The organism is uncultured Thiothrix sp. (genome assembly GCF_937876535.1).
Classification (GTDB): domain Bacteria; phylum Pseudomonadota; class Gammaproteobacteria; order Thiotrichales; family Thiotrichaceae; genus Thiolinea.
On record NZ_CALFHZ010000020.1, the window covers coordinates 392,699 to 412,609 of the forward strand.

At 45.0% G+C, this 19,911-nt stretch carries 16 protein-coding genes; 13 read left to right on the forward strand and 3 right to left on the reverse strand.

The window, feature by feature from the left end; all coding sequences use genetic code 11:
- Positions 1-2 precede the first annotated feature (2 nt).
- On the forward strand, positions 3-1,247 hold the full coding sequence (locus Q0230_RS13755; protein WP_298610734.1) for an exonuclease SbcCD subunit D: 1,245 nt from the start codon (positions 3-5) through the stop codon (positions 1,245-1,247).
- A complete protein-coding gene (locus Q0230_RS13760) occupies positions 1,244-4,963 on the forward strand; it encodes an SbcC/MukB-like Walker B domain-containing protein (RefSeq protein WP_298610735.1) in 3,720 nt (1,239 codons plus the stop codon). Before Q0230_RS13755 ends, Q0230_RS13760 begins: the two co-directional genes overlap by 4 nt.
- 35 nt (positions 4,964-4,998) lie before the next feature.
- Here the strand turns inward: Q0230_RS13760 and Q0230_RS13765 are convergent, their stop codons facing one another.
- Positions 4,999-6,069: a 3-deoxy-7-phosphoheptulonate synthase gene (locus Q0230_RS13765; protein ID WP_298610737.1), complete on the reverse strand. Its 1,071-nt coding sequence runs from the start codon at positions 6,067-6,069 to the stop codon at positions 4,999-5,001.
- 129 nt (positions 6,070-6,198) lie between these two features.
- Between Q0230_RS13765 and dddP the strand changes: the two genes are divergently transcribed.
- The gene (gene dddP, locus Q0230_RS13770) at positions 6,199-7,506 is read left to right on the forward strand and encodes a dimethylsulfonioproprionate lyase DddP (protein WP_298610738.1); all 1,308 of its coding nucleotides are present in this window, start codon (positions 6,199-6,201) and stop codon (positions 7,504-7,506) included.
- A 98-nt stretch (positions 7,507-7,604) separates the two neighbouring features.
- Positions 7,605-8,096, forward strand: a complete 492-nt coding sequence (locus Q0230_RS13775) for a hypothetical protein (protein WP_298610739.1) — start codon at positions 7,605-7,607, stop codon at positions 8,094-8,096.
- Positions 8,097-8,157: 61 nt separating this feature from the next.
- Here the strand turns inward: Q0230_RS13775 and Q0230_RS13780 are convergent, their stop codons facing one another.
- Entirely contained in the window at positions 8,158-10,494 is a 2,337-nt protein-coding gene (locus tag Q0230_RS13780) for a hypothetical protein (RefSeq protein ID WP_298610740.1), read from the reverse strand.
- 165 nt (positions 10,495-10,659) lie between these two features.
- Here Q0230_RS13780 and Q0230_RS13785 point away from each other — a divergent pair, with 165 nt between their 5' ends.
- The 3 genes from Q0230_RS13785 (at position 10,660) to pheA (ending at position 13,448) form a co-directional block, all read left to right on the forward strand.
- The gene (locus Q0230_RS13785; protein ID WP_298610741.1) at positions 10,660-11,049 is read left to right on the forward strand and encodes a hypothetical protein; all 390 of its coding nucleotides are present in this window, start codon (positions 10,660-10,662) and stop codon (positions 11,047-11,049) included.
- Positions 11,050-11,261: 212 nt separating this feature from the next.
- Entirely contained in the window at positions 11,262-12,347 is a 1,086-nt protein-coding gene (gene serC, locus Q0230_RS13790) for a 3-phosphoserine/phosphohydroxythreonine transaminase (RefSeq protein WP_298610742.1), read from the forward strand.
- Between the two features lie 15 nt (positions 12,348-12,362).
- Complete coding sequence (pheA, locus tag Q0230_RS13795) at positions 12,363-13,448, forward strand: prephenate dehydratase (protein WP_298610743.1); 1,086 nt, start codon at positions 12,363-12,365, stop codon at positions 13,446-13,448.
- 6 nt (positions 13,449-13,454) lie between these two features.
- Here the strand turns inward: pheA and Q0230_RS13800 are convergent, their stop codons facing one another.
- Positions 13,455-13,823 (reverse strand): hypothetical protein, encoded by a 369-nt coding sequence (locus Q0230_RS13800; RefSeq protein WP_298610744.1) that lies wholly within the window; start codon positions 13,821-13,823, stop codon positions 13,455-13,457.
- Between the two features lie 171 nt (positions 13,824-13,994).
- Between Q0230_RS13800 and Q0230_RS13805 the strand changes: the two genes are divergently transcribed.
- The 6 genes from Q0230_RS13805 (at position 13,995) to carA (ending at position 19,874) form a co-directional block, all read left to right on the forward strand.
- The gene (locus Q0230_RS13805) at positions 13,995-15,251 is read left to right on the forward strand and encodes a glutamate-5-semialdehyde dehydrogenase (protein WP_298610864.1); all 1,257 of its coding nucleotides are present in this window, start codon (positions 13,995-13,997) and stop codon (positions 15,249-15,251) included.
- Between the two features lie 8 nt (positions 15,252-15,259).
- A complete protein-coding gene (nadD, locus tag Q0230_RS13810) occupies positions 15,260-15,865 on the forward strand; it encodes a nicotinate-nucleotide adenylyltransferase (RefSeq protein WP_298610745.1) in 606 nt (201 codons plus the stop codon).
- Positions 15,866-15,925: 60 nt separating this feature from the next.
- Positions 15,926-16,447 (forward strand): copper chaperone PCu(A)C, encoded by a 522-nt coding sequence (locus tag Q0230_RS13815; protein ID WP_298610746.1) that lies wholly within the window; start codon positions 15,926-15,928, stop codon positions 16,445-16,447.
- 81 nt (positions 16,448-16,528) lie between these two features.
- Positions 16,529-17,947, forward strand: coding sequence for a molybdate ABC transporter ATP-binding protein ModF (gene modF, locus Q0230_RS13820; protein WP_298610747.1), 1,419 nt, complete (start codon positions 16,529-16,531; stop codon positions 17,945-17,947).
- Between the two features lies 1 nt (position 17,948).
- The gene (locus Q0230_RS13825; RefSeq protein ID WP_298610748.1) at positions 17,949-18,527 is read left to right on the forward strand and encodes a pyridoxamine 5'-phosphate oxidase family protein; all 579 of its coding nucleotides are present in this window, start codon (positions 17,949-17,951) and stop codon (positions 18,525-18,527) included.
- Positions 18,528-18,737: 210 nt separating this feature from the next.
- Positions 18,738-19,874 (forward strand): glutamine-hydrolyzing carbamoyl-phosphate synthase small subunit, encoded by a 1,137-nt coding sequence (carA, locus tag Q0230_RS13830; RefSeq protein WP_298610749.1) that lies wholly within the window; start codon positions 18,738-18,740, stop codon positions 19,872-19,874.
- Positions 19,875-19,911: the final 37 nt, after the last annotated feature.

Sequence of the window (19,911 nt, forward strand, 5' to 3'; positions counted from 1 at the left end):
CAATGCGTCTAATTCACACCGCCGATTGGCATCTAGGGCAAAGTCTACATAGCTTTGAGCGCAGCTATGAGCAGCGATCTTTCTTAGATTGGTTGTTAGAAACCTTAGTCGAACAGCAAGCCGATGCGTTACTGATTGCGGGCGATGTGTTTGATACCGCGAACCCATCCGCTTTAGCCCAGCAACAGCTTTATCAGTTTTTAACAGCTGCACGGGCGCGGGTTCCCCATTTGAATACGATATTGATTGCTGGCAACCATGATTCACCCGCACGCTTAGAAGCGCCTAGGCCTTTTTTACAGCTCTTAGATGCAGTAGTGAGTGGTCAAGTTTGGCGCTTACCGAGTGGTAGTCACGATTTAGAGTCTTTGGTTGTGCCTTTAAAAAATAAGTTAGGGGAAATTACGGCTTGGTGTTTAGCCATACCTTTCTTACGCCCTGCGGATGTGCCGAAAGTGGAGAATGCACCCGATGCCTTTCTGGCAGGTGTACAACAGCTTTATCAACAAGCTTTCACTATTGCTCAAGCCAAAGCCAAACCAGATCAAGCGATCATTGCTTTGGGGCATTGCTATTTGCAAGGTGGTTCAGCCTCTTTGGATTCAGAGCGGCGCATTGTTGTCGGGAATAGTGAGGCACTACCAGCTAGTCTATTTAGTAAAGAACTCAGCTACTTGGCCTTAGGTCATTTACATTTGGCGCAAATGGTTGGTGATGTCGATTGGATGCGCTATGCAGGTAGCCCTTTACCGATGTCCTTTGCCGAAGCTAATTATCCGCATCAAGTGCTTTGTGTTGATTTTGCAGGTGCTAAGTTAAAGTCTATACAGCCCATTCGAATTCCACGTTTTGTGGATTTATTAAGAGTTCCAGCCAAACCAGCGCCTTTACCAGCGGTATTGGCCGCGCTTGAAGCTTTAGATTTAGCTCCTTTACCTGAGGAACAGCAGCCTTATTTAGAGGTGCGTGTGCAGTTGACTGCCCCTGAGCCGGGCTTGCGAGTGCGCATTGAAACCGCTTTGAAAGATAAACCAGTGCGCTTGGCAAAAATTGAAACGAGCTACCTGCGTACTGAAGCAGAAAGCACGGAATTAGCCCCACTGTCTTTGGATGAGCTACAACAGTTAGATCCGTTAAATTTGCTCGAAGAACTCTATCGACAAAATTATCCAAACGAGTTACCTGATGAATTGGCTAAAGCCTTTCATGCAATCTTGCAGGAAGCTCAGCTTGGGATTGCTTCATGAAAATTTTAGCGATTCGTGGTAAGAATTTAGCGTCCCTCGCTAAACCGTTTGAAGTGGATTTCACCCACGAACCACTCATGAGTACCGGTATCTTTGCCATCACGGGGCCGACGGGGGCGGGTAAAAGCACTTTGCTGGATGCTTTGTGCTTGGCTCTCTATGACGATATGCCGCGCCTCCCGCGTGAAGGTTATCGTGGGCAGAATTTGCCAGATGTGTCGGGTGAAACCATAGCTCCACGAGATGCACGCAATATTTTACGGCGTGGTGCTGCGGAGGGCTTTGCAGAAGTCGATTTCATGGGGAATGATGGTCTTGCTTATCGGGCACATTGGAGTGTAAGGCGGGCACGAATTAAATCAGAGGGGCGCTTACAGAACTCCGAAATGAGTTTAGTGCGTCTCGATAATGAGCAGCCCATCGGTGGAGCGCGGAAAACTGAAGTCTTAGCTGCGATTGCGGAGCGGATTGGTTTAAGCTTCGAACAATTCACACGGGCGGTGCTATTAGCGCAAAATGAATTTTCGGCCTTTTTAAAGGCGTCTGATGATAAGCGTGCCGAGCTGCTACAAACTTTAACAGGGACAGATTTATTTGCCGATTTATCACGGCGTGCTTATCAACGTGCTAAAGCTGCCGAGCAAAATTTAAATGGTTTGCGCGAGCGTTTAGCTGCCTTAAAAATTCTTAGTACAGAAGAACGTCAGCAAGCAGAATTAGCCAGTAGCCAAGCTCAGTTACAAGTACAAAGTTTAGAGCTAGAGCGCAGCCAGTTAGAGCAACAATTACAATGGTATCAACAGGCTGCACACTTAGAGCAGGCTTGCCAAACGGCTAGCAGTGTAGTGCTAACAACGCAGGAACAAGAGCGAGCAGCGGCTGAGCGTCGTTTGCTAGTGATGAAGATTGAGGCGGTGCAAGCCGCGCGTGGGGTGGTAGAACATTTAGAGCGTCTTGAGCAAGACTTGCAAACCCATCAGGCCAGTTTACTACAACGCCAAAGCGAGGCAGCTAACAGCGAGCAGACGCAGCACGAAGCTCAAAACCAAGTTCAACGACTTCAAACAGAGCTTCAACAGCAGCAAGTTGCTTATCAAACTTTACAAGCCAGCCTCTTACAAGCGCGTGAACTTGATACGATTATTCACACCTTACAGCCACGCTATACCACTGCTTTGACTGAGCAACAAACTGCTGCTCAACAATTAAAAATTTTACAGACACGCCAAGCGCAGCAGCAAACTAAGGCAGAGCATTTAGCAAAACAGCAAGCAGCAATTAAAGCATGGCTGAATGCTAATCAGGCCACGCAAGTGTTGGCAGAGCAATGGTCATATTGGCAAAGCTTATTACAACAAGCGCAACAAAGCTTACATAAGCAAAGTGCTGGGCAACATGAGCTTAATACGGTGCAAATCAAGCTTGAGCAAACTCAAGCAAGTTTAGAACAAAGCCAACAACGGTTTGTGCAAGCGCAAACCGTTTTAACGCAAGCGGAGCAAACTTACCTAGATTGCCAACAACAAGCTGCTGAATATGACCTTGAACAGCTAGCCACCCAGCGCCATCATCTTGAGCAGGCGTGTACACAGCTAAAGACAGCACAGCAGTCTTGGCAGATTTATCAAAGCTCTCAGCAGCAATTTGCTAAATTACAAACCGAGTTCCAACAGACTGAATCTGAGCAGCAGCAGATTCACTTGACTCTGCATACACTTAAAACTCAGTTACCTTTTATGGAGCGTGATTGTGAACGTGCTGAGCATGCTTGGCAGTTGGCTTCGGCGGCTTGTGCCGATCAAGCCACCCATTGGCGGGCGCAATTAGCCGAGGGTGATGCTTGCCCCGTGTGTGGGGCGACGGAGCATCCGTATGCACAACACCAGCCCGCTTTAGATCATGTTTTAACGAGCTTACAACAAGATTATTTGCAGCAGCGCCAAAGCTTAAAAAGCTTAGAAACTCAGTTGGCTAAAGAGCAAGCGCGCTTAATTCATTCTCAACAGCAGCAAGAGGTTTTAAAGGAGAGCTTACTAACAGCAGAGCAAACCCTAGCTCAGACAGAGCAGGAATGGCAAGCGTATGCAGCACTCACTACTGCACAGGCCGTTGAGCGTGATTTAGAGCAGCAAATTCAGCAGAAACAACAAGCTCTGGCGCAAATTAATTCCCAAGAACAACTCGCTCGCCAGCGTTATCAGCAGCTTGAGCAAGCGCAACAAGCTTTAACACAGGCACAGCAGCAGAGCTTAATCGCTCAACAGTCTATTAAAGACATCGAAGCTAAACAGCAGCAGTTACAAGTACAGCAACAGTATCTACAAGCCACTCAGCTTGAGCTAATAGCGCAACTTAATTCCTTGGTGCAGCAACTAAATCAAGCATTGAATGAACCAAGTTGGCGTAGTACTTGGCAGCAAGCACCTGAGGCTTTTATAGAAAATTGCCAACAACAAGTGACAGCTTGGCAAAGTCAGCAACAAAAATTACAAGCGTTAACTCAACAGCAACTAGAGTTAACAACGGCTCAAACTCAAGTCAATTTTGAATTACAACAAGCTCAACAAACTTGGGAACGTCTTCAGGCGCAAGCTCAAGAGCTCCAACAGCAATTGCAAAGCCAGCAAACACAACGCCAAGCTTTATTAGCAGGGGAGTCAGTGACCACAGTCGAGCAGCGTTGGCAAAGTGAGTTAGCTGCGTTAACTAAGCAAGTGCACACAGCCCAGCAACAACTGGCGCAGGCTACTCATCAACAGATTCGGATAACAGAGAGCCTCACGCAATTGCAGGCGAGTTTAAAACAGCAAGCGGCTCAGCAATTAGCTGTTCAACAAGCTTTAGCCGAACAACTTGTTGAGTTTCAAGCCGCAGGTTTTGCCTTGGATTTAACAGAACTTAAAGCCTTATTAGCCTACACACCGACCTGGCGTCAACAAGAGCAACAGGCATTACAAGCTTTGGCGACTGCAGTCAGTCAGGCTCAAGCAGTCCTCAATGAGCGCCAAGCACAACTCGCACAACACCAGCAGTTGCGACCTAAGATTGACTCTTTAGCCGCAGTCGAAGCCGCACATACAGCGAATGGGCTAAACCTACAAACTGCTCAACAAGCTTGGCAAGAGCTAGTGTTGGTTTTACGCGCAGATCTAGAGCGTCGTGAGCAAGCCACGCATTTACAAGCTGAATTGGACAACTTAAGCAGCCAAGCGCGTGTTTGGGGGCAGTTGAATGAGTTAATTGGCTCAGCGAGTGGGAATAAATTTCGTGATTTTGCGCAGCGTTATAGTCTGGATGTCTTGCTGAGTTATGCCAATCGCCATCTAGCGGATTTATCACGCCGTTATACCTTGCGGCGGGTGCGTGAAAGCTTAGCGTTATTAGTCTTAGATCAGGATATGGGGGGGGAGATTCGTTCGGTGCATTCTTTATCAGGTGGTGAATCGTTTTTAGTGTCTTTAGCACTGGCTTTAGGCTTAGCTTCATTGTCTTCACAACGGGTAAAAGTAGAGTCCTTATTTATTGATGAGGGTTTTGGCAGTTTAGATACTGATTCGCTAAGGGTGGCGATGGATGCTTTAGACCAGCTGCAAGCACAAGGGCGCAAAGTGGGAGTGATTTCGCATGTGCAAGAAATGACTGAGCGCATTGCTGTGCAAATTCAGGTTCGGCGCTTGTCTGGGGGGCAGAGTTATATTCGGGTTTCGGGACAATAAGGCTGCTGCCTAAACAACAGCCCCAAACTAAAAGATTACAAGCGACGCTCTCTTAACACATTTTTCAAGCGTCCATTCAAATGCTTTAACAGTTGCGAAGTCGTATCCCAATCAATACAAGCATCGGTGACTGATACGCCGTATTTGAGCTGAGCTAAATCAGTTGGAATGGCTTGGTTGCCGGGGAAGAGATTACTTTCCAGCATGATCCCCATGATTGAGCGATTACCTTCGAGAATTTGGCTCGCGACATTTTCTGCGACTAAAGCTTGTAGAGCGTGCTGCTTGCTGGAGTTGCCGTGGCTGCAATCGACCACGATATTTTGTGGCAGTTTAGCCTTAGCTAAAGCTTGTTCGCATTGCGCAATATTGACGCTATCGTAATTGGGGTGTTTGCCACCACGCAGAATCATATGGCCATAGCGATTGCCGCGAGTTTTGATCACAGTCACTTGGCCGGTTTGGTTAATGCCAAGGAAACTATGTGGATGAGAAACCGAGAGCATCGCATTGATGGCGACATCTAAATTGCCATCGGTGCCATTCTTGAAGCCAACCGGCATGGACAAACCACTCGCCATTTCGCGGTGAGTTTGTGATTCAGTAGTGCGTGCACCAATCGCTGCCCAAGCAAATAGATCGGATAAATATTGGGGGCTAATTGGGTCGAGTGCTTCGGTTGCGGTGGGGATATTTTGCTCTGCTAACCATAACAGTAACTCACGCGCTAAGCCTAAACCCTTTTCAATATTGAAAGAGTCATTCATATCAGGGTCGTTAATCAAGCCCTTCCAACCAACAGTGGTACGTGGTTTTTCAAAATAAATACGCATCACTAAGTACAAAGAGTCGCTAACTTGTTCGCTGAGTGCTTTTAAGCGCAAGGCATATTCTTTAGCGGCGGCTACATCGTGAATCGAGCAAGGGCCTGATACCACTAATAAACGATGATCTTTGCCATCCAGAATATTTTCAACGATTTGACGGCTGCTACGAATGAAAGCTTCGCCTTGCGCCGATAAGGGTAAGCGCGCTTTGAATTCTTCAGGGGTAACTAATACGTGCTCTTCAGCGATATTGGTATTATTGAGCGTATCTTGGAACATGGGATAAACCTGCAAACTAAAAGGTGGGCGTTATCTTACCTGTTCAAGTTCGCAAGTGAAAATAAGTTCTAAGAATTTGTTCTATGCTCAAAGCACCACCCAGTTAGTCAGCTTTCGGAGGAAAAGCACATGCCTGCTAATAAAAAACAACAAAATCGCCTTGGATTACGCCCTGATGGTTCACCCGATGATAATAATCGCGTCGAAATTGGCCCAACGGCTTTAGCTTTCCAAGAATGGCAAGAATTAGGTTTAACCGCCCCGCAATTAACGCGTATGCGTGAGTATCGTTTGCAGCGGATTGCTGAGCAGTTGCAACAGCGTGAGTTAGCTGCAGTGCTGCTATTTGATCCTTTGAATATTCGCTATGCGACCGATTCCACTAATATGCAGCTATGGATTACGCATAATCACGCCCGTGCCTGTATGGTGACCGCGAGTGGTTATATGATTTTGTGGGATTTTCACAATAGCGACCATTTATCTGAGCATTTGCCGCTGGTAAAAGAGTTAAGGCAGGGTGCTTCTTTCTTTTATTTTGAAACCGGCGAATTCACTCCTCAGCATGCACAGCGTTTTGCCAATGAAGTAGCGGATCTTCTCTTACATCATGTAGGGGCAAATAAGCGCTTAGCGATTGATAAAATTGAAATTGCTGGTTTACGTGCCTTTGATCAATTAGGTTTTGAGATTAGTGATGGGCAAATGGTGATGGAGCAAGCCCGACTGATTAAGAATGTAGATGAAGTCAATGCGATGCGTTGCTCCATCGCATCCACTGAAATCGCCATGCGTAAAATGCAAACGGCGAGTGTACCCGGTGTCTCAGAGAATGATATTTGGTCAATTCTGCATGCAGAAAATATCCGGCGCGGTGGGGAGTGGATTGAGTGTCGGATTATGTCGAGTGGGCCACGAACTAATCCTTGGTTTCAAGAGTCAGGACCGCGGATGGTTGAATACGGCGATATGCTTGCACTAGATACCGATTTAATTGGCCCTTATGGGATTTGTGCAGATTTATCCCGCTCTTGGTTAGTTGGGGATGCTAAGCCTACTGTTGAGCAAAAGCAGTTATATCAACTTGCTTATGAGCATATTCAAACTAATATGGCGCTACTCAAACCCGGACTAAGCTTCCGTGAGTTGACTGAGCAAAGCCATCGCTTACCACCTGAATATCGGGATCAGCGCTATGGAGTGATTATGCATGGAGTCGGTTTGTGTGATGAATATCCCTCAATTCGCTACCCTGAAGATTATGCTGGGCATGGCTATGATGGAGTGTTACAAGCGGGTATGACCTTATGTGTAGAGGCTTATGTAGGCGCAGTCGGTGGTAAGCAAGGGGTTAAATTAGAAGATCAGGTGCTCATTACTGAAAGCGGCTTTGAGAATCTAACCCGCTATCCGTTTGAGGCTAAGATGCTTGCATAAGTCCTTGAGTAGTAAGTGGTAAACTTGTGAACTTATTTAATTATGGCTATATATAGGTTATAGAAAGGTATCTAAAATTAACTAGCGAGGAGTTAATCATGAAGCGTTTATTAGTAGCCGCTGTCTGCCTAACCATTTTACCACCCACCTTTGCACTGGATAGTGCCTGTGATCCCTTAGTTAAAGCGAGTGAAGCGAAGTTAGCACAGGAGTCTTGGCATGCGATTACTGAAACTAAAGATGTGAAAATTCAAGCTATTAAGCTCAAGGGTGAGTACTTTATGGAGGTTGATGCTAAATGGCAAAAAGCACCGATGGATATGGATCAAGCTGAGAGAGCTGCGGTTGAGTTGATTAAAAGTGACGCGCTTAAAATCACTGAATGCAAAGAGGAGGGCAGTGAAATGCTCGATGGTGTAGAGATGAAAATTTTTAGCTACACCTCAGAAATGCTAGGTTCAGGGATACCGAAAACTACCAGTAAACTCTACATCGGGAAAGAGGATGGCCTGCCGTATAAAACTTTGTTGGATGCAGAGGGCGGGATGAACACAATTACATATAAAGATATTAGTGCGCCTAAAATCTAAGCCTAAGTTCAAACTGGCTAGTGCCTGCCAGTGTATAGACAGGCACTGATTGGGCTGCTAACTACTCACAATCTGTCCACCAACATTTTTTCTGCATTTCTTGGAATTGCATACTCATATCGTATTTGGGGGCTTCGCTACGTGCTTGATTCAGATGCTCTTTAATCCCAAATGTGCCGTAAGTGTGATAGCTTTGCGGCATGGTAAATAGCATAAATAATTTACCACCACTCTCTTTCCAACCGTTAAGTAGTTGGCTATAACGCCCAGCCATGCGGGGATCACGATTCGCTGCCCGAATTAAATCTAAGAGACGTTTGCGATGCTCAGCAGTTAAGGTAGGGTCATCATTTTTAGTGACCAAGTGTTGGCCACCTTCGTAGGTGTAAAAGTCAAGATTAAAATCTTTAGCAACTTTAGCTTGCACGCTCATCCATTTAATGGTCGCAGCAATGCCATAGGGATTATTGGGATTATCAATAATATTGAATAAGTCATCGACCGAAGTTGCATCCTTGACGACTAATGGATTTTTCGTAGTATCAGCACAAGCCACATTTGCCGTTTTATCCCAACAGCCTTGGAAGTAAGGGGCGCTGGCTAAGGCATCAACGTATTGATTATTACCGTTGTAGCTCAGCATATTACGCGACATCCATTCATCTGGATGGTAAGTATTTAAAGTACGAACTAGGCGCTCAGAGCCGCCAAAAATATCGTGCCAGATTTTGAAGATTTCTACCGAACGATTGGAATAATATTTGTAACCGGCACGCCATTCAGTAGTATCCAAACCTAAGGCTATGCCTTTCATCCGCACATACATGGAACCCCAGAAAATGGCATTCCAAGGCTCATTCGTATACTCCAAGTGGATCTTCGCGTTTGAATTCAAGTTATCACGCACATAAGTGGCAAACTTAGTGACATAATCATTAGTCGCATTATGTGGTAAGTTAAACCACACATCTTTGTTCAATGTGTTCGCCAAAGCGACTACCACTTCAAGCGGAGCACCACGTGCATAAAGCTTTAATAAAGGTGTACGTGAAGAGCCTCCCCATGAGGACTGATCCATTTTCGCCCGCTGATCCCAAGTGAAATCTTGCAGCATACATTGCTTATACGCATCATCAGTTAAGGGGTAGCAAGCTCTATTCCGTGGACTCATTTCCATCAAATTCATGGTGCGCAAGACTTTGAAATCTTTCAAGAAGTGCAAATAATCTGGGTTAAAAATAATACTGTTCCGATCAGCAGCCAAACTATCTACAAAGCTACGATATTGACCCGAAGGACAATCAGCTTCGCCATCAACTCGTACTAAAGGATTCCCCTCACAAATCCCACCGGGCATCACAATCCGGATATTTTTCACCGGATTGGTGCTATCCATGTCTTTAAGCTGTAAGCGCAAACCAGCTGAGTTACGCGTTTTAATTAAATCTGGGGTAATCTCGATGACATCGCGTCCGGGCTGACTTTCTGCGGGGAGTTTATTTGCAATTCCGCTATATTGGAGTGAGCCAACCCCTTCATACAAAACGGTATATTTGCCGGTTGGAATCGCTCCATAAGGTACATAGCGTAGTATTAAAGTAGTTGCCCAAGTGGGGGTACGGAAAGTAGGGTTGACTTGAGTATCGCAAGAAGCTGGTATCTCAGTTGGCCAGCCATTGCTGTCATATTTAATATCCGTACAAGAAAATTCAGGGAAAGGGCGCGAGATTCTAAATAAATCGACAAAAGCGACGGGTTGTCCGCCCACTTCATCGGATTCCGGCTGAGGTGATTCTAAATTGATTCCAAGTGAAGGGCTAAACAAGGCTACAGTTTGCCGACCTAAGGGGGACAGTTTTTTAGCTAAAGTGAGTTCGAATTGATCAATTTCACTGTCCAAAGCCAGAGGTGGGCTTTGCTGAAAATTCGCAAGAATCGTAATGCCATTTGTATAGTTTTGATCTGTATCGGTGCTGAGTAAGAGCCGCTGTAAATTACGGGCTACTTTGTATTGGCAACTTGCAGGCGTGGCATTGGCTTTACAAAAGCTAACCGCTAGATCATCTTCATTTATAATTGCTTTGGTGGAGATACCAGCGAAAGTGGTATTAAATAAAGTAAAGCTAACCTGTTCACTAGTATCATATTTATATTCACCCGTAGCACTCGTATTACCAGTTTGGCGTGCTGCAGCACTGCTTGGTGTAGTTACGTAGGGGATATTAACTAAAGCTAGATTACTATTGTTTTGTGGATTGCTGACGACCAGTTTGCCTATACCTGCTGGTGGAGTGACTTCGCCACCACCACCATTATTAGCATTATCTGAGCCACCACCACAACCATGTAAAAGCCAAACTATGATTAAGCAGGCAACTACCCGAATTGCAGATACCATGCACGTTTCCCCTAGTGTTTGTCCTAATAAAAAAGCGGTGTTAGTGAAACTGAAAAGTCCGCTTTTGAGTCCTAATGATAAGTATGCTTTAGTGCATACTAGAACCAGATGCGCAGTTTTCTGTGAGAAACTGCAGATTTTTGCAGTTAAGAGGCTATTTAGTATATGTTAAAACCCCTACAACGCCTATTGATTAGTTTATTTTTAGGGCTAAATAGTTCATTTATTCACGCGGCAAATACCAACCAACACGAAGTTTATTTCCAAATCAAACCGAACTTATCTGCTTGGGCTTTCATTGAGGAAAATCTAGTGATGCTGCAAATAGGGGAGAATCAACCCCTAGTGCTAGAGGCCGTAAATCCTTATCTCTATACAGGTTGGCGCACTCTCTATTTAAAAATCGGTGACTATGATCAGGATGGTTTAAATGATTTAGCAGTACTGCAATCGGTTGGGCATGGGGGGATTGATCGTTGCTATGCAATTTATCGGTATAATGAAAAGACGCAACGATTTAACCAGCGTAAAAGTTTCGATCGATGTGATATTTGAATTTTCTACAGTAATGTGGGTAAGTAAAAAAGTTTGTAAGAAATGTTTTTATTCTTTTAATTTATGTTATGTAAAATTAAAACATGAATCTATAATCCTAGCGAAAACCAATTTCAAAACGCATATTCCAATCCTACGTCTAGGTTTGCCATAGCAGCCTGCAATATGGGAACATAGCGCCTTCGTTTTTAGCCATAGGATAAATGCGGCATATGAAGCAGCCTGTCTTCAACTTTAGCCCCGGCCCAGCCGTGCTTCCACACGCGGTACTCGAACAAGCACAAGCTGAACTCTTAGATTGGCAAGGTTCCGGTATGTCGGTGATGGAAATGAGTCATCGGGGCAAAGAATTTATGTCGATTGCAGCGCAAGCCGAAGCAGATTTGCGTACCCTAATGGCGATTCCAAACAACTATAAAGTCCTGTTTTTGCAGGGTGGGGCGCATAGCCAATTCGCCATGATTCCGATGAATCTGGCGCGTGGCAAGCAACAAGCTGATTACTTAGATACCGGTGATTGGTCGCTCAAAGCGATTGAAGAGGGTAAGCGTTATATTGATATTAATGTAATTGCCTCAAGTGCCGATAGCCATTATACCACCATTCCACCTTTTGCTAATTGGCAATGCAATCCCCATGCAGCCTATTTGCATTACACCTCAAATGAGACCATCCGTGGTGTCGAGTTTGATTGGATTCCGGAAGTTGAGAACGTTCCGCTGGTAGTGGATATGTCTTCTGACATTCTGGCGCGTCCGCTGGATGTTAATCGCTTTGGGTTGATCTATGCGGGAGCACAAAAGAATATTGGCCCAGCGGGTTTAACTTTAGTCATTGTGCGTGAGGATTTATTAGGCCAAGTGCTTGAACGCACACCGAGCATGTTCAATTACCAGATCTATGCAGAAACTGAGTCCATGTATAACACGCCACCTACCTATGCGTGGTATTTGTCGGGTTTAGTGTTTCAGTGGCTAATAAAACAAGGTGGCTTAGAGGCGATGGCTAAGCTTAATCAGCGCAAAGCTGAGAAGTTATATGCAGCGATTGATGCCAGCGATTTTTATAATAATCCTGTTGATCCTGATTGCCGGTCGTGGATGAATGTGCCTTTCACTTTAGCGAATGCAAGCCTAGAAAAACGCTTCTTGGATGAAGCAGCGCAAGCAGGTTTAGTCACGCTAAAAGGTCATCGCTTAGTAGGCGGCATGCGTGCCAGCATTTATAATGCCATGCCCGAAGAAGGCGTAGATGCACTGATTGCATTTATGCGTGAGTTCGAGGCGAAAAACGGTTGAGGGGAGCAAAAGGTTATGGCAGGAAATACTGATTTAAAAGCTTTGCGGGAGCGGATTGATGCACTGGACGATCAAGTCTTGCAGCTACTCAGTGAACGCGCCCGTTGTGCCGAACAAGTGGCACATGCCAAACTGGCCGAAGACCCTAATGCTGTCTTTTATCGCCCTGAACGTGAGGCGCAGATTTTACGGCGTATGCAAGCAAATAATCCGGGGCCGCTAAGAAATGAACAAGTCAGTCGTCTGTATCGCGAGATTATTTCTGCCTGTTTAGCTCTAGAAGAGTCCATGAAGATTGCCTATTTAGGCCCCGCTGGAACCTTTACCCAAGAGGCAAGTTTCAAGCATTTCGGTAATGGGATTGCAACCTTCTCTGTGGATTCAATTGGCCAAGTTTTTCGTGAAGTAGAAGCGGGGCGGGTGCGTTATGGTGTTGTGCCAATTGAAAACTCGACTGAAGGTGTGATTACGCATACGCTGGATATGTTTATGCAATCACCGCTACGTATTTGTGGCGAGATTATGCTGCGGATCAATCAGACTTTAATGTGTAAACATACCGATTGGAAAACTGCTGCAAAAATCTATTCGCATCAACAATCGCTGGCTCAATGTCGCTATTGGTTAGATAAAAACTTGCCACAGGCTGAGCGTATTGCCGTCAGTAGTAATGCGGAGGCAGCACGTTTATCTGCTTTAGATCCGCAGTCAGTTTCAATTGGTAGCCAGCAAGCAGCGGCGATTTATGGCTTAGAAGTTGTACAGCAGAATATTGAAGATCAGCCAAATAATACCACCCGCTTTTTAGTGATTGGTGATCAAGTCGTAGCACCGAGTGGTAAGGATAAAACCTCGATTTTGGTCTCTGCACCGAATCGCCCTGGTTCGCTCTATCATTTATTACAGCCGCTGGCAGAAAATGGCGTGGATATGTCACGGATTGAATCGCGGCCCTCACGTAACATGAATTGGGAATATGTATTTTTTGTGGATATACAAGGCCATGAAACCAATTCTAATGTACAAAAAGCTTTAGAAATTTTGCGCGATGAAGTGGATTTACTAAAAGTCTTAGGTTCTTATCCAGTGGCTATTATGTAAGCGCCATTAAGTGAACCAAAATACCAACAGTGCGCCAGCTAAGCTGGCAGCTGTCCACCAGTACATTGTGTAACTCTTCTCAGGTGGCGGCGGGGCAGGTGTTGGTTTTTTGGTTAAATCAGAATATAGCTTTTCGCGGATTAGCATTTCAGTTTCATCTAAAACACCACCTTTGGCGCCTTTCAAATTATTGAGAATGCGTTCTTTAACTCCCTTTTCAATACCAATCTTTTCACCAGCAACCTTTCCCTCTTTGATACCCTCATCTTTGCCAACCAAAAAGCCACTATCATAACCACGCTGCCAACCAACGCTATAGGCTAGCCATAAAGCTGCAAGCGGAATAATTAAATACCAGAAAATATCTGCAAGCATAGCGAGCCTTCCAGTTTTATTGGGGTTGTTAATTGAGTTGCATCTGCTTTCAATGGTAGCAAACTTTTTAGCCTGTGTTAGTTGTTTGGGTAAAACTACTCAGCTCTGGATAGCTGTGCATATAAGCTAATCGTGATATTCTTGTTAACAAAGAATTTGAGGATTAAGATGTTGAATATCACAGATTACATGCAAACCGTTGGTCAACAAGCGCGTGCAGCGGCAGCGGTTTTAGCAGGTGCTGAAACTGCAGTCAAAAATCAGGCTTTGCATGCAATGGCCGATGCGATTATTGCAAAAACAGCTTGGTTAAAAGCTGAAAATGCTAAAGATTTAGCGGCAGGCCGTGACAAGGGCTTAGATAGCGCGATGCTAGATCGTTTAACTTTAAATGAGAAAGCACTGCATACCATGGTGGAAGGTTTGCGCCAAGTAGCGGCTTTAGCTGATCCGGTTGGGGCGATTACGGATCTAAGTTATCGTCCTACCGGCATTCAAGTAGGGAAAATGCGTGTACCCCTTGGAGTGATTGGCATTATCTATGAGTCGCGCCCGAATGTGACGGTTGATGCTGCAAGCTTATGCTTAAAATCAGGCAATGCGACGATTTTACGGGGTGGCTCGGAAGCGATTCATTCTAATCGAGCGATTGCTGCTTGTGTGCAAGAAGGTCTAAGTGCAGTAGGTTTGCCAGCGGCTTGTGTGCAAGTGATTGAAACCACTGATCGCGCTGCGGTCGGTAAATTACTACGCGCAAAAGATTATGTCGATGTCATTATTCCACGCGGCGGGAAAAGTTTAATTGAGCGTGTCAGCCAAGAATCTTTAATTCCAGTCATCAAACACCTAGATGGTATTTGCCACGTGTATATTGATGATGAAGCGGATTTAGAAAAAGCGGTGAATGTTGCGCTGAATGCGAAAACGCATCGCTATGGCGTGTGTAATGCGATGGAAACCTTATTAGTGGCTGATTCCGTTGCCGCACGAGTATTACCGCTGTTAGCTGAAAAATATGCTGAAAAAGGTGTGGAGCTACGTGGCTGTGCTAAAACGCGCGATATTTTACCCAGTGCTAAGCCAGCCACCGAAGAGGATTGGGTGACCGAGTATTTAGCGCCGATTCTTTCCATTCGCGTAGTAGACGATATGCAGCAAGCGATTGAACATATTAATCAATACGGCTCGCATCATACCGATACGATCATGACACAGAATTATTCTAAAGCACGCCATTTCCTGCGCGTGGTGGATTCTAGTTCAGTGATAGTGAATGCTTCAACCCGCTTTGCGGATGGCTTTGAGTTTGGTTTAGGTGCAGAAATTGGTATTAGTACCGATAAGCTCCATGCACGTGGCCCGGTCGGTTTAGAAGGTTTGACTTCGCAAAAATTCATTGTCCTAGGCGAAGGGCAAATTCGCGTATGATCGGGATTATGGGGGGGACATTTGATCCCATTCATATCGGGCATTTACGTACTGCTTTGGAAATTGCGGAAAGCTGTGGAATGGAGCAAATCCGCATCATTCCCGGTCGTGTTCCACCGCATCGACCGCAACCTAAAGCCAGTGCTGAACAGCGTTGGGAGATGGTGAATTTAGCAATTGCAGGTGAACCCTTATTTCAAGCAGATCGGCGCGAATTAGAGCGGTTAGGTAATTCGTATACCGTAGATACTTTGAGCTCCTTACGTGATGATTTAGGTTCGAAGATTCCGCTGGCTTTCATCTTAGGAATGGATGCGTTCTTAGCCTTTCGTAGTTGGCATCGTTGGCAAGATATTATGCGGCTTGCGCATTTAGTAGTAATGAATCGGCCGGGCTATGTACCTGATCCTAATGATTGGTATGGTGAACTGCTCGCCCAAACGACTTGTGAGTTAAGCACTACTGCAGCTGGGCGGGTGACCTTTTTATCCGTAACCTCCTTAGAAATTTCCGCGACTAACATTCGGGAGGCTTGTAAAAATAATAAGAGCATTCGCTTTTTAGTACCGGATGAGGTTTATGAATATATTCAAGAACATCACTTATATAATTAAAAAATCTAAAGTTTTGTTCAATCAGTATTTCTTTATGTTCGTTCTAAAAGGTATAAAAATATGAAAAAAATTAAAGCTTCCCTACTGGCATGGGGCGCTCTCAGTTTATTGTCTGTAACGGTTATGGCTACAGCTTGTGACAAGCAAAATACAGCGGCACATAAACCAGCCGCTGCTATGCCAACCACTGCTGCAGCGGTAGCAGGTCAATTTACAGCGAGTGCTGCTTATGCACGTGCAGTTGCACCTGGCCAGCCTAATAGTGCGGTTTTCTTACAGTTGCAGAATAAAGATAGCAAAGCGCATGCTTTAGTTAGTGCGACTAGTGATGTCGCTGCAGCAGTAGAACTGCATAATCATGTCAATGAAGGCGGTGTGATGAAAATGCGCAAAGTTGAAAAAATTGATTTACCTGCGGGTCAAACCGTAGCACTCAAACCGGGTAGTTTTCATATTATGCTGATTGGCTTGAAAAAAACTTTAAAGGTCAGTGACACAGTCGAGTTAACCTTGGGCTTTGAAGATGGTACTAGCTTAAAACTATCAGCCCCGGTGCAAGACGTGTCTGCAACGATGCATTAATCCCCTCAGCAGCAGGCTACTTGCTGCTTAGCCTAAGCTTGCGTTAGGCTCTAAACCTTTTTCACGGTTTTAGAGCCTTTTATGAGCAGCATTCTCCTTCAAGACTACAGCGTCCAAGTCAATAAACATTACCGCTTAACTCAGCTTAATTGGGAGCTGAGTGCTGGGCAGCATTGGGTGATTTTGGGTGGAAATGGTGCTGGCAAATCGGCCTTAGCGGCGATCTTATGTGGTGTAGGGGAGCCGCTTAGTGGCTCAATACAAGGTCTCCCTAACAAAACGGCTTTAGTCTCTTTTGAAGCCCAAGCGAAGCTGATTGAGCAAGAACTCAAAAAAGATGATGCCGACATTGTAGATGTCATTCCTGAAGGCACGCCGGTTAAAGAACTACTCACTCTGCCTGAAACTGATGCGAAGCGTTTAGCTGAGTTGATTGAATTATTTAAGTTTCAGCCTTTATTAGAGCGTGGTTTTCGCAAACTTTCGACCGGTGAAACTCGTAAGCTCATGTTAATGCGTGCTTTAGCTTGTCGCCCTGATTTATTAGTTTTAGATGAGCCGTTTGAAGGTTTAGATCTTGCTTCCACTCAGTTACTTACTGATTTATTGCAGGCCGTTGCCGAGCACATTCGTATTGTCATGGTCTTGAATCGAGTTGATGAGATTCCCAGTTTCATCACGCATATGGCGTATATGGAGCAGGGGCAGCTTTTGCATCAAGTTGCGGTGAATGATCCAATCGCTAGTGCTGATTTGCAGCAGCTTTTGCATCTAAAAACCACTGATTTAAAGATTCCTCATGCACCCCGTGAACATTTACCGCCGAAACTAGATCCTAGTAATCCCTTGGTACGCTTGCGTAAAGCGCGTATTGCTTACGCTGAGAAGTTAGTTTTTGCGGATTTGGATTGGACGATTCAGGCGGGTGAACATTGGCAAGTGACGGGTCCGAATGGTAGCGGTAAAACCTGTTTATTAAATCTTATTACTGGCGACCATCCGCAATGCTATACCAATGATATTTTTGTGTTCGGTATGCAGCGTGGCAGTGGTGAAAGTATTTGGCAGATTAAGCAGTACATTGGTTATGTTTCGAGCAATCTGCAATGGGAATACCGCGTGAGTATTACTGTGCGTAATGTGATTATTTCAGGTTTCTACGACAGTATTGGCTTGTATCAAAAATACACAGATCGTGAGCGGGTCATCGCTGAAGAATGGTTAGCTTTATTAGGGATGAGTGAGCGTGCTGCGGAGTCATTTCAGCAATTGTCTTATGGGGATCAGCGTTTAGTGCTGATTGCCCGAGCCATGGTTAAACATCCTACCTTATTGATTTTGGATGAGCCTTGTCTTGGTTTAGATGATCTCAATCGGCAATTGGTCTTGGCCTTGATTGAAAAGATTTGTACAGGGACTGAAACGACGGTCTTGTATGTGAATCACCGAACTCAAGATAATATTGCGGGTATTCATCAACATTTGGCGTTAAGTAGTTAAAATGTCGCCTTTAGCAAAGCTGTATGCATGGGTTGCGGAAGAGCGTTTAGCAGGGAATAGGTTTAGTCATGGTGCTGTTTTAGGTACGATAGATAAGTTTGAGCAACCACATACCCGAATGTTGGGGGTACATTTTGATAAAAATTATTGCCCCCGTTTTCATACCTCACCTACTAGCCGCAAGGTCGTTGATCTAACACATAATCAACAAGCCTCTTTAACCTTTGCTTTTCAAACTAGTTTACGCTCAGTTTCTTTGGAAGGGTGTTTAGTCGCTTTATCGGCTCAGCAGCTCGATAACGATTGGTTAAAATTGGAATCAAGCTTTCGGCGCAGTTATATGATTTTCGGTAATGCATCAGGAACTGTTTTAGAGTCCGCTGATGTTTTAGAAAACGCTTTGGCAAACTTGCCAGTAGAGGCTGAACTAGTCAGACCAGCTGGTTTTATGGGCTATCAGTTTGCAACAATTACGCGCATTGCCTTTTATTCTGTAAGTACTAAGGCTTTTGCGGAGCATGAAGTATGGACTTTTGAGCCAGCTTCAAAAAAATGGTCTCAGCAGTTTTTAATTCCTTAAATGCAAAGTTTTTTAATTAAAAATCAAAATCTTAAGCTCAGTTAAATCAAAAGGCTTAGTGCTGAAATTTGTTACAAATTCAGTGATTTATTGCAGTGCACAACATCTGGTCGTGGACACCTCGTTCAGCAGCGGGTAAAATATGCCCCTACGTGTTCACGGGATGGGTAACCCCCATCCCGTTATTATATGTAGAACTTGGAGGTTCCTTTGAGCAAGCTGGCACTGCTAGTACTGGAAGACGGTAGCGTTTTTCGGGGGCGTTCCATTGGCTGTGATGGTCAAACCGTTGGTGAAGTTGTATTCAATACGGCTCTCACTGGCTATCAAGAAATTTTAACTGACCCGTCGTATGCGCGTCAGATCGTGACTTTAACTTATCCCCACATTGGCAATGTTGGTGTTAATTCTGAAGATTGTGAATCAGATCGGATTCATGCTGCAGGTTTGATTGTACGGGATGTACCCAGTGTATATAGCAATTGGCGTGGCGAAGAGTCGCTACCTGCTTATTTAGAGCGCAATAAAATTGTCGCGATTGCAGATATTGACACACGTCGGTTAACGCGTATTTTACGCGAAAAAGGTGCACAACGCGGTTGTATTATGGCGGGTGCTAACTTAGATGAAGTGCAAGCTAAAGCCGCCGCTTTAGATTTCCCTGGTTTGCAAGGGATGGATTTAGCTAAAGAAGTCAGTAGCTCAAGTTCTTATGTTTGGACAGAAGGTTCTTGGCAATTAAATCCAGCCACCCCACGTGCTTCCACTGCAGAAAAAGCGAAGTATCATGTAGTTGCTTATGACTTTGGCGTGAAGAAAAATATCTTACGTATGTTGGTGGATCGTGGTTGCAAGGTTACCGTAGTACCTGCGCAAACCTCTGCAGATAAAGTATTAGCACTAAAGCCAGATGGTGTATTCCTATCCAATGGCCCTGGCGATCCTGAGCCTTGTGATTATGCGATTACGGCTATCCAGCAGATTTTAGCTACCAAACTACCAACTTTTGGGATTTGCTTGGGACATCAATTGCTAGGGTTAGCGAGTGGTGCACGCACAGTAAAAATGAAATTCGGCCATCATGGTGCGAATCATCCAGTGCAGGATACTCAAACCGGCCAAGTGATGATTAGTAGCCAGAATCACGGCTTTGCGGTGGATGAAACGAGTTTACCCGCTAATCTAAAGACGACCCATCGTTCTTTATTTGATCAGACCTTACAAGGTATTGAACGTACCGATTGCCCTGCCTTTAGTTTTCAAGGGCATCCAGAAGCGAGTCCGGGGCCGCATGATGTTGCACCTGTATTTGACCGCTTTATCGACTTAATGCGAGCTGCGCGTTAAAAAATCTTGCTTTGTTCCTCCTGAAAGATGATGGAGG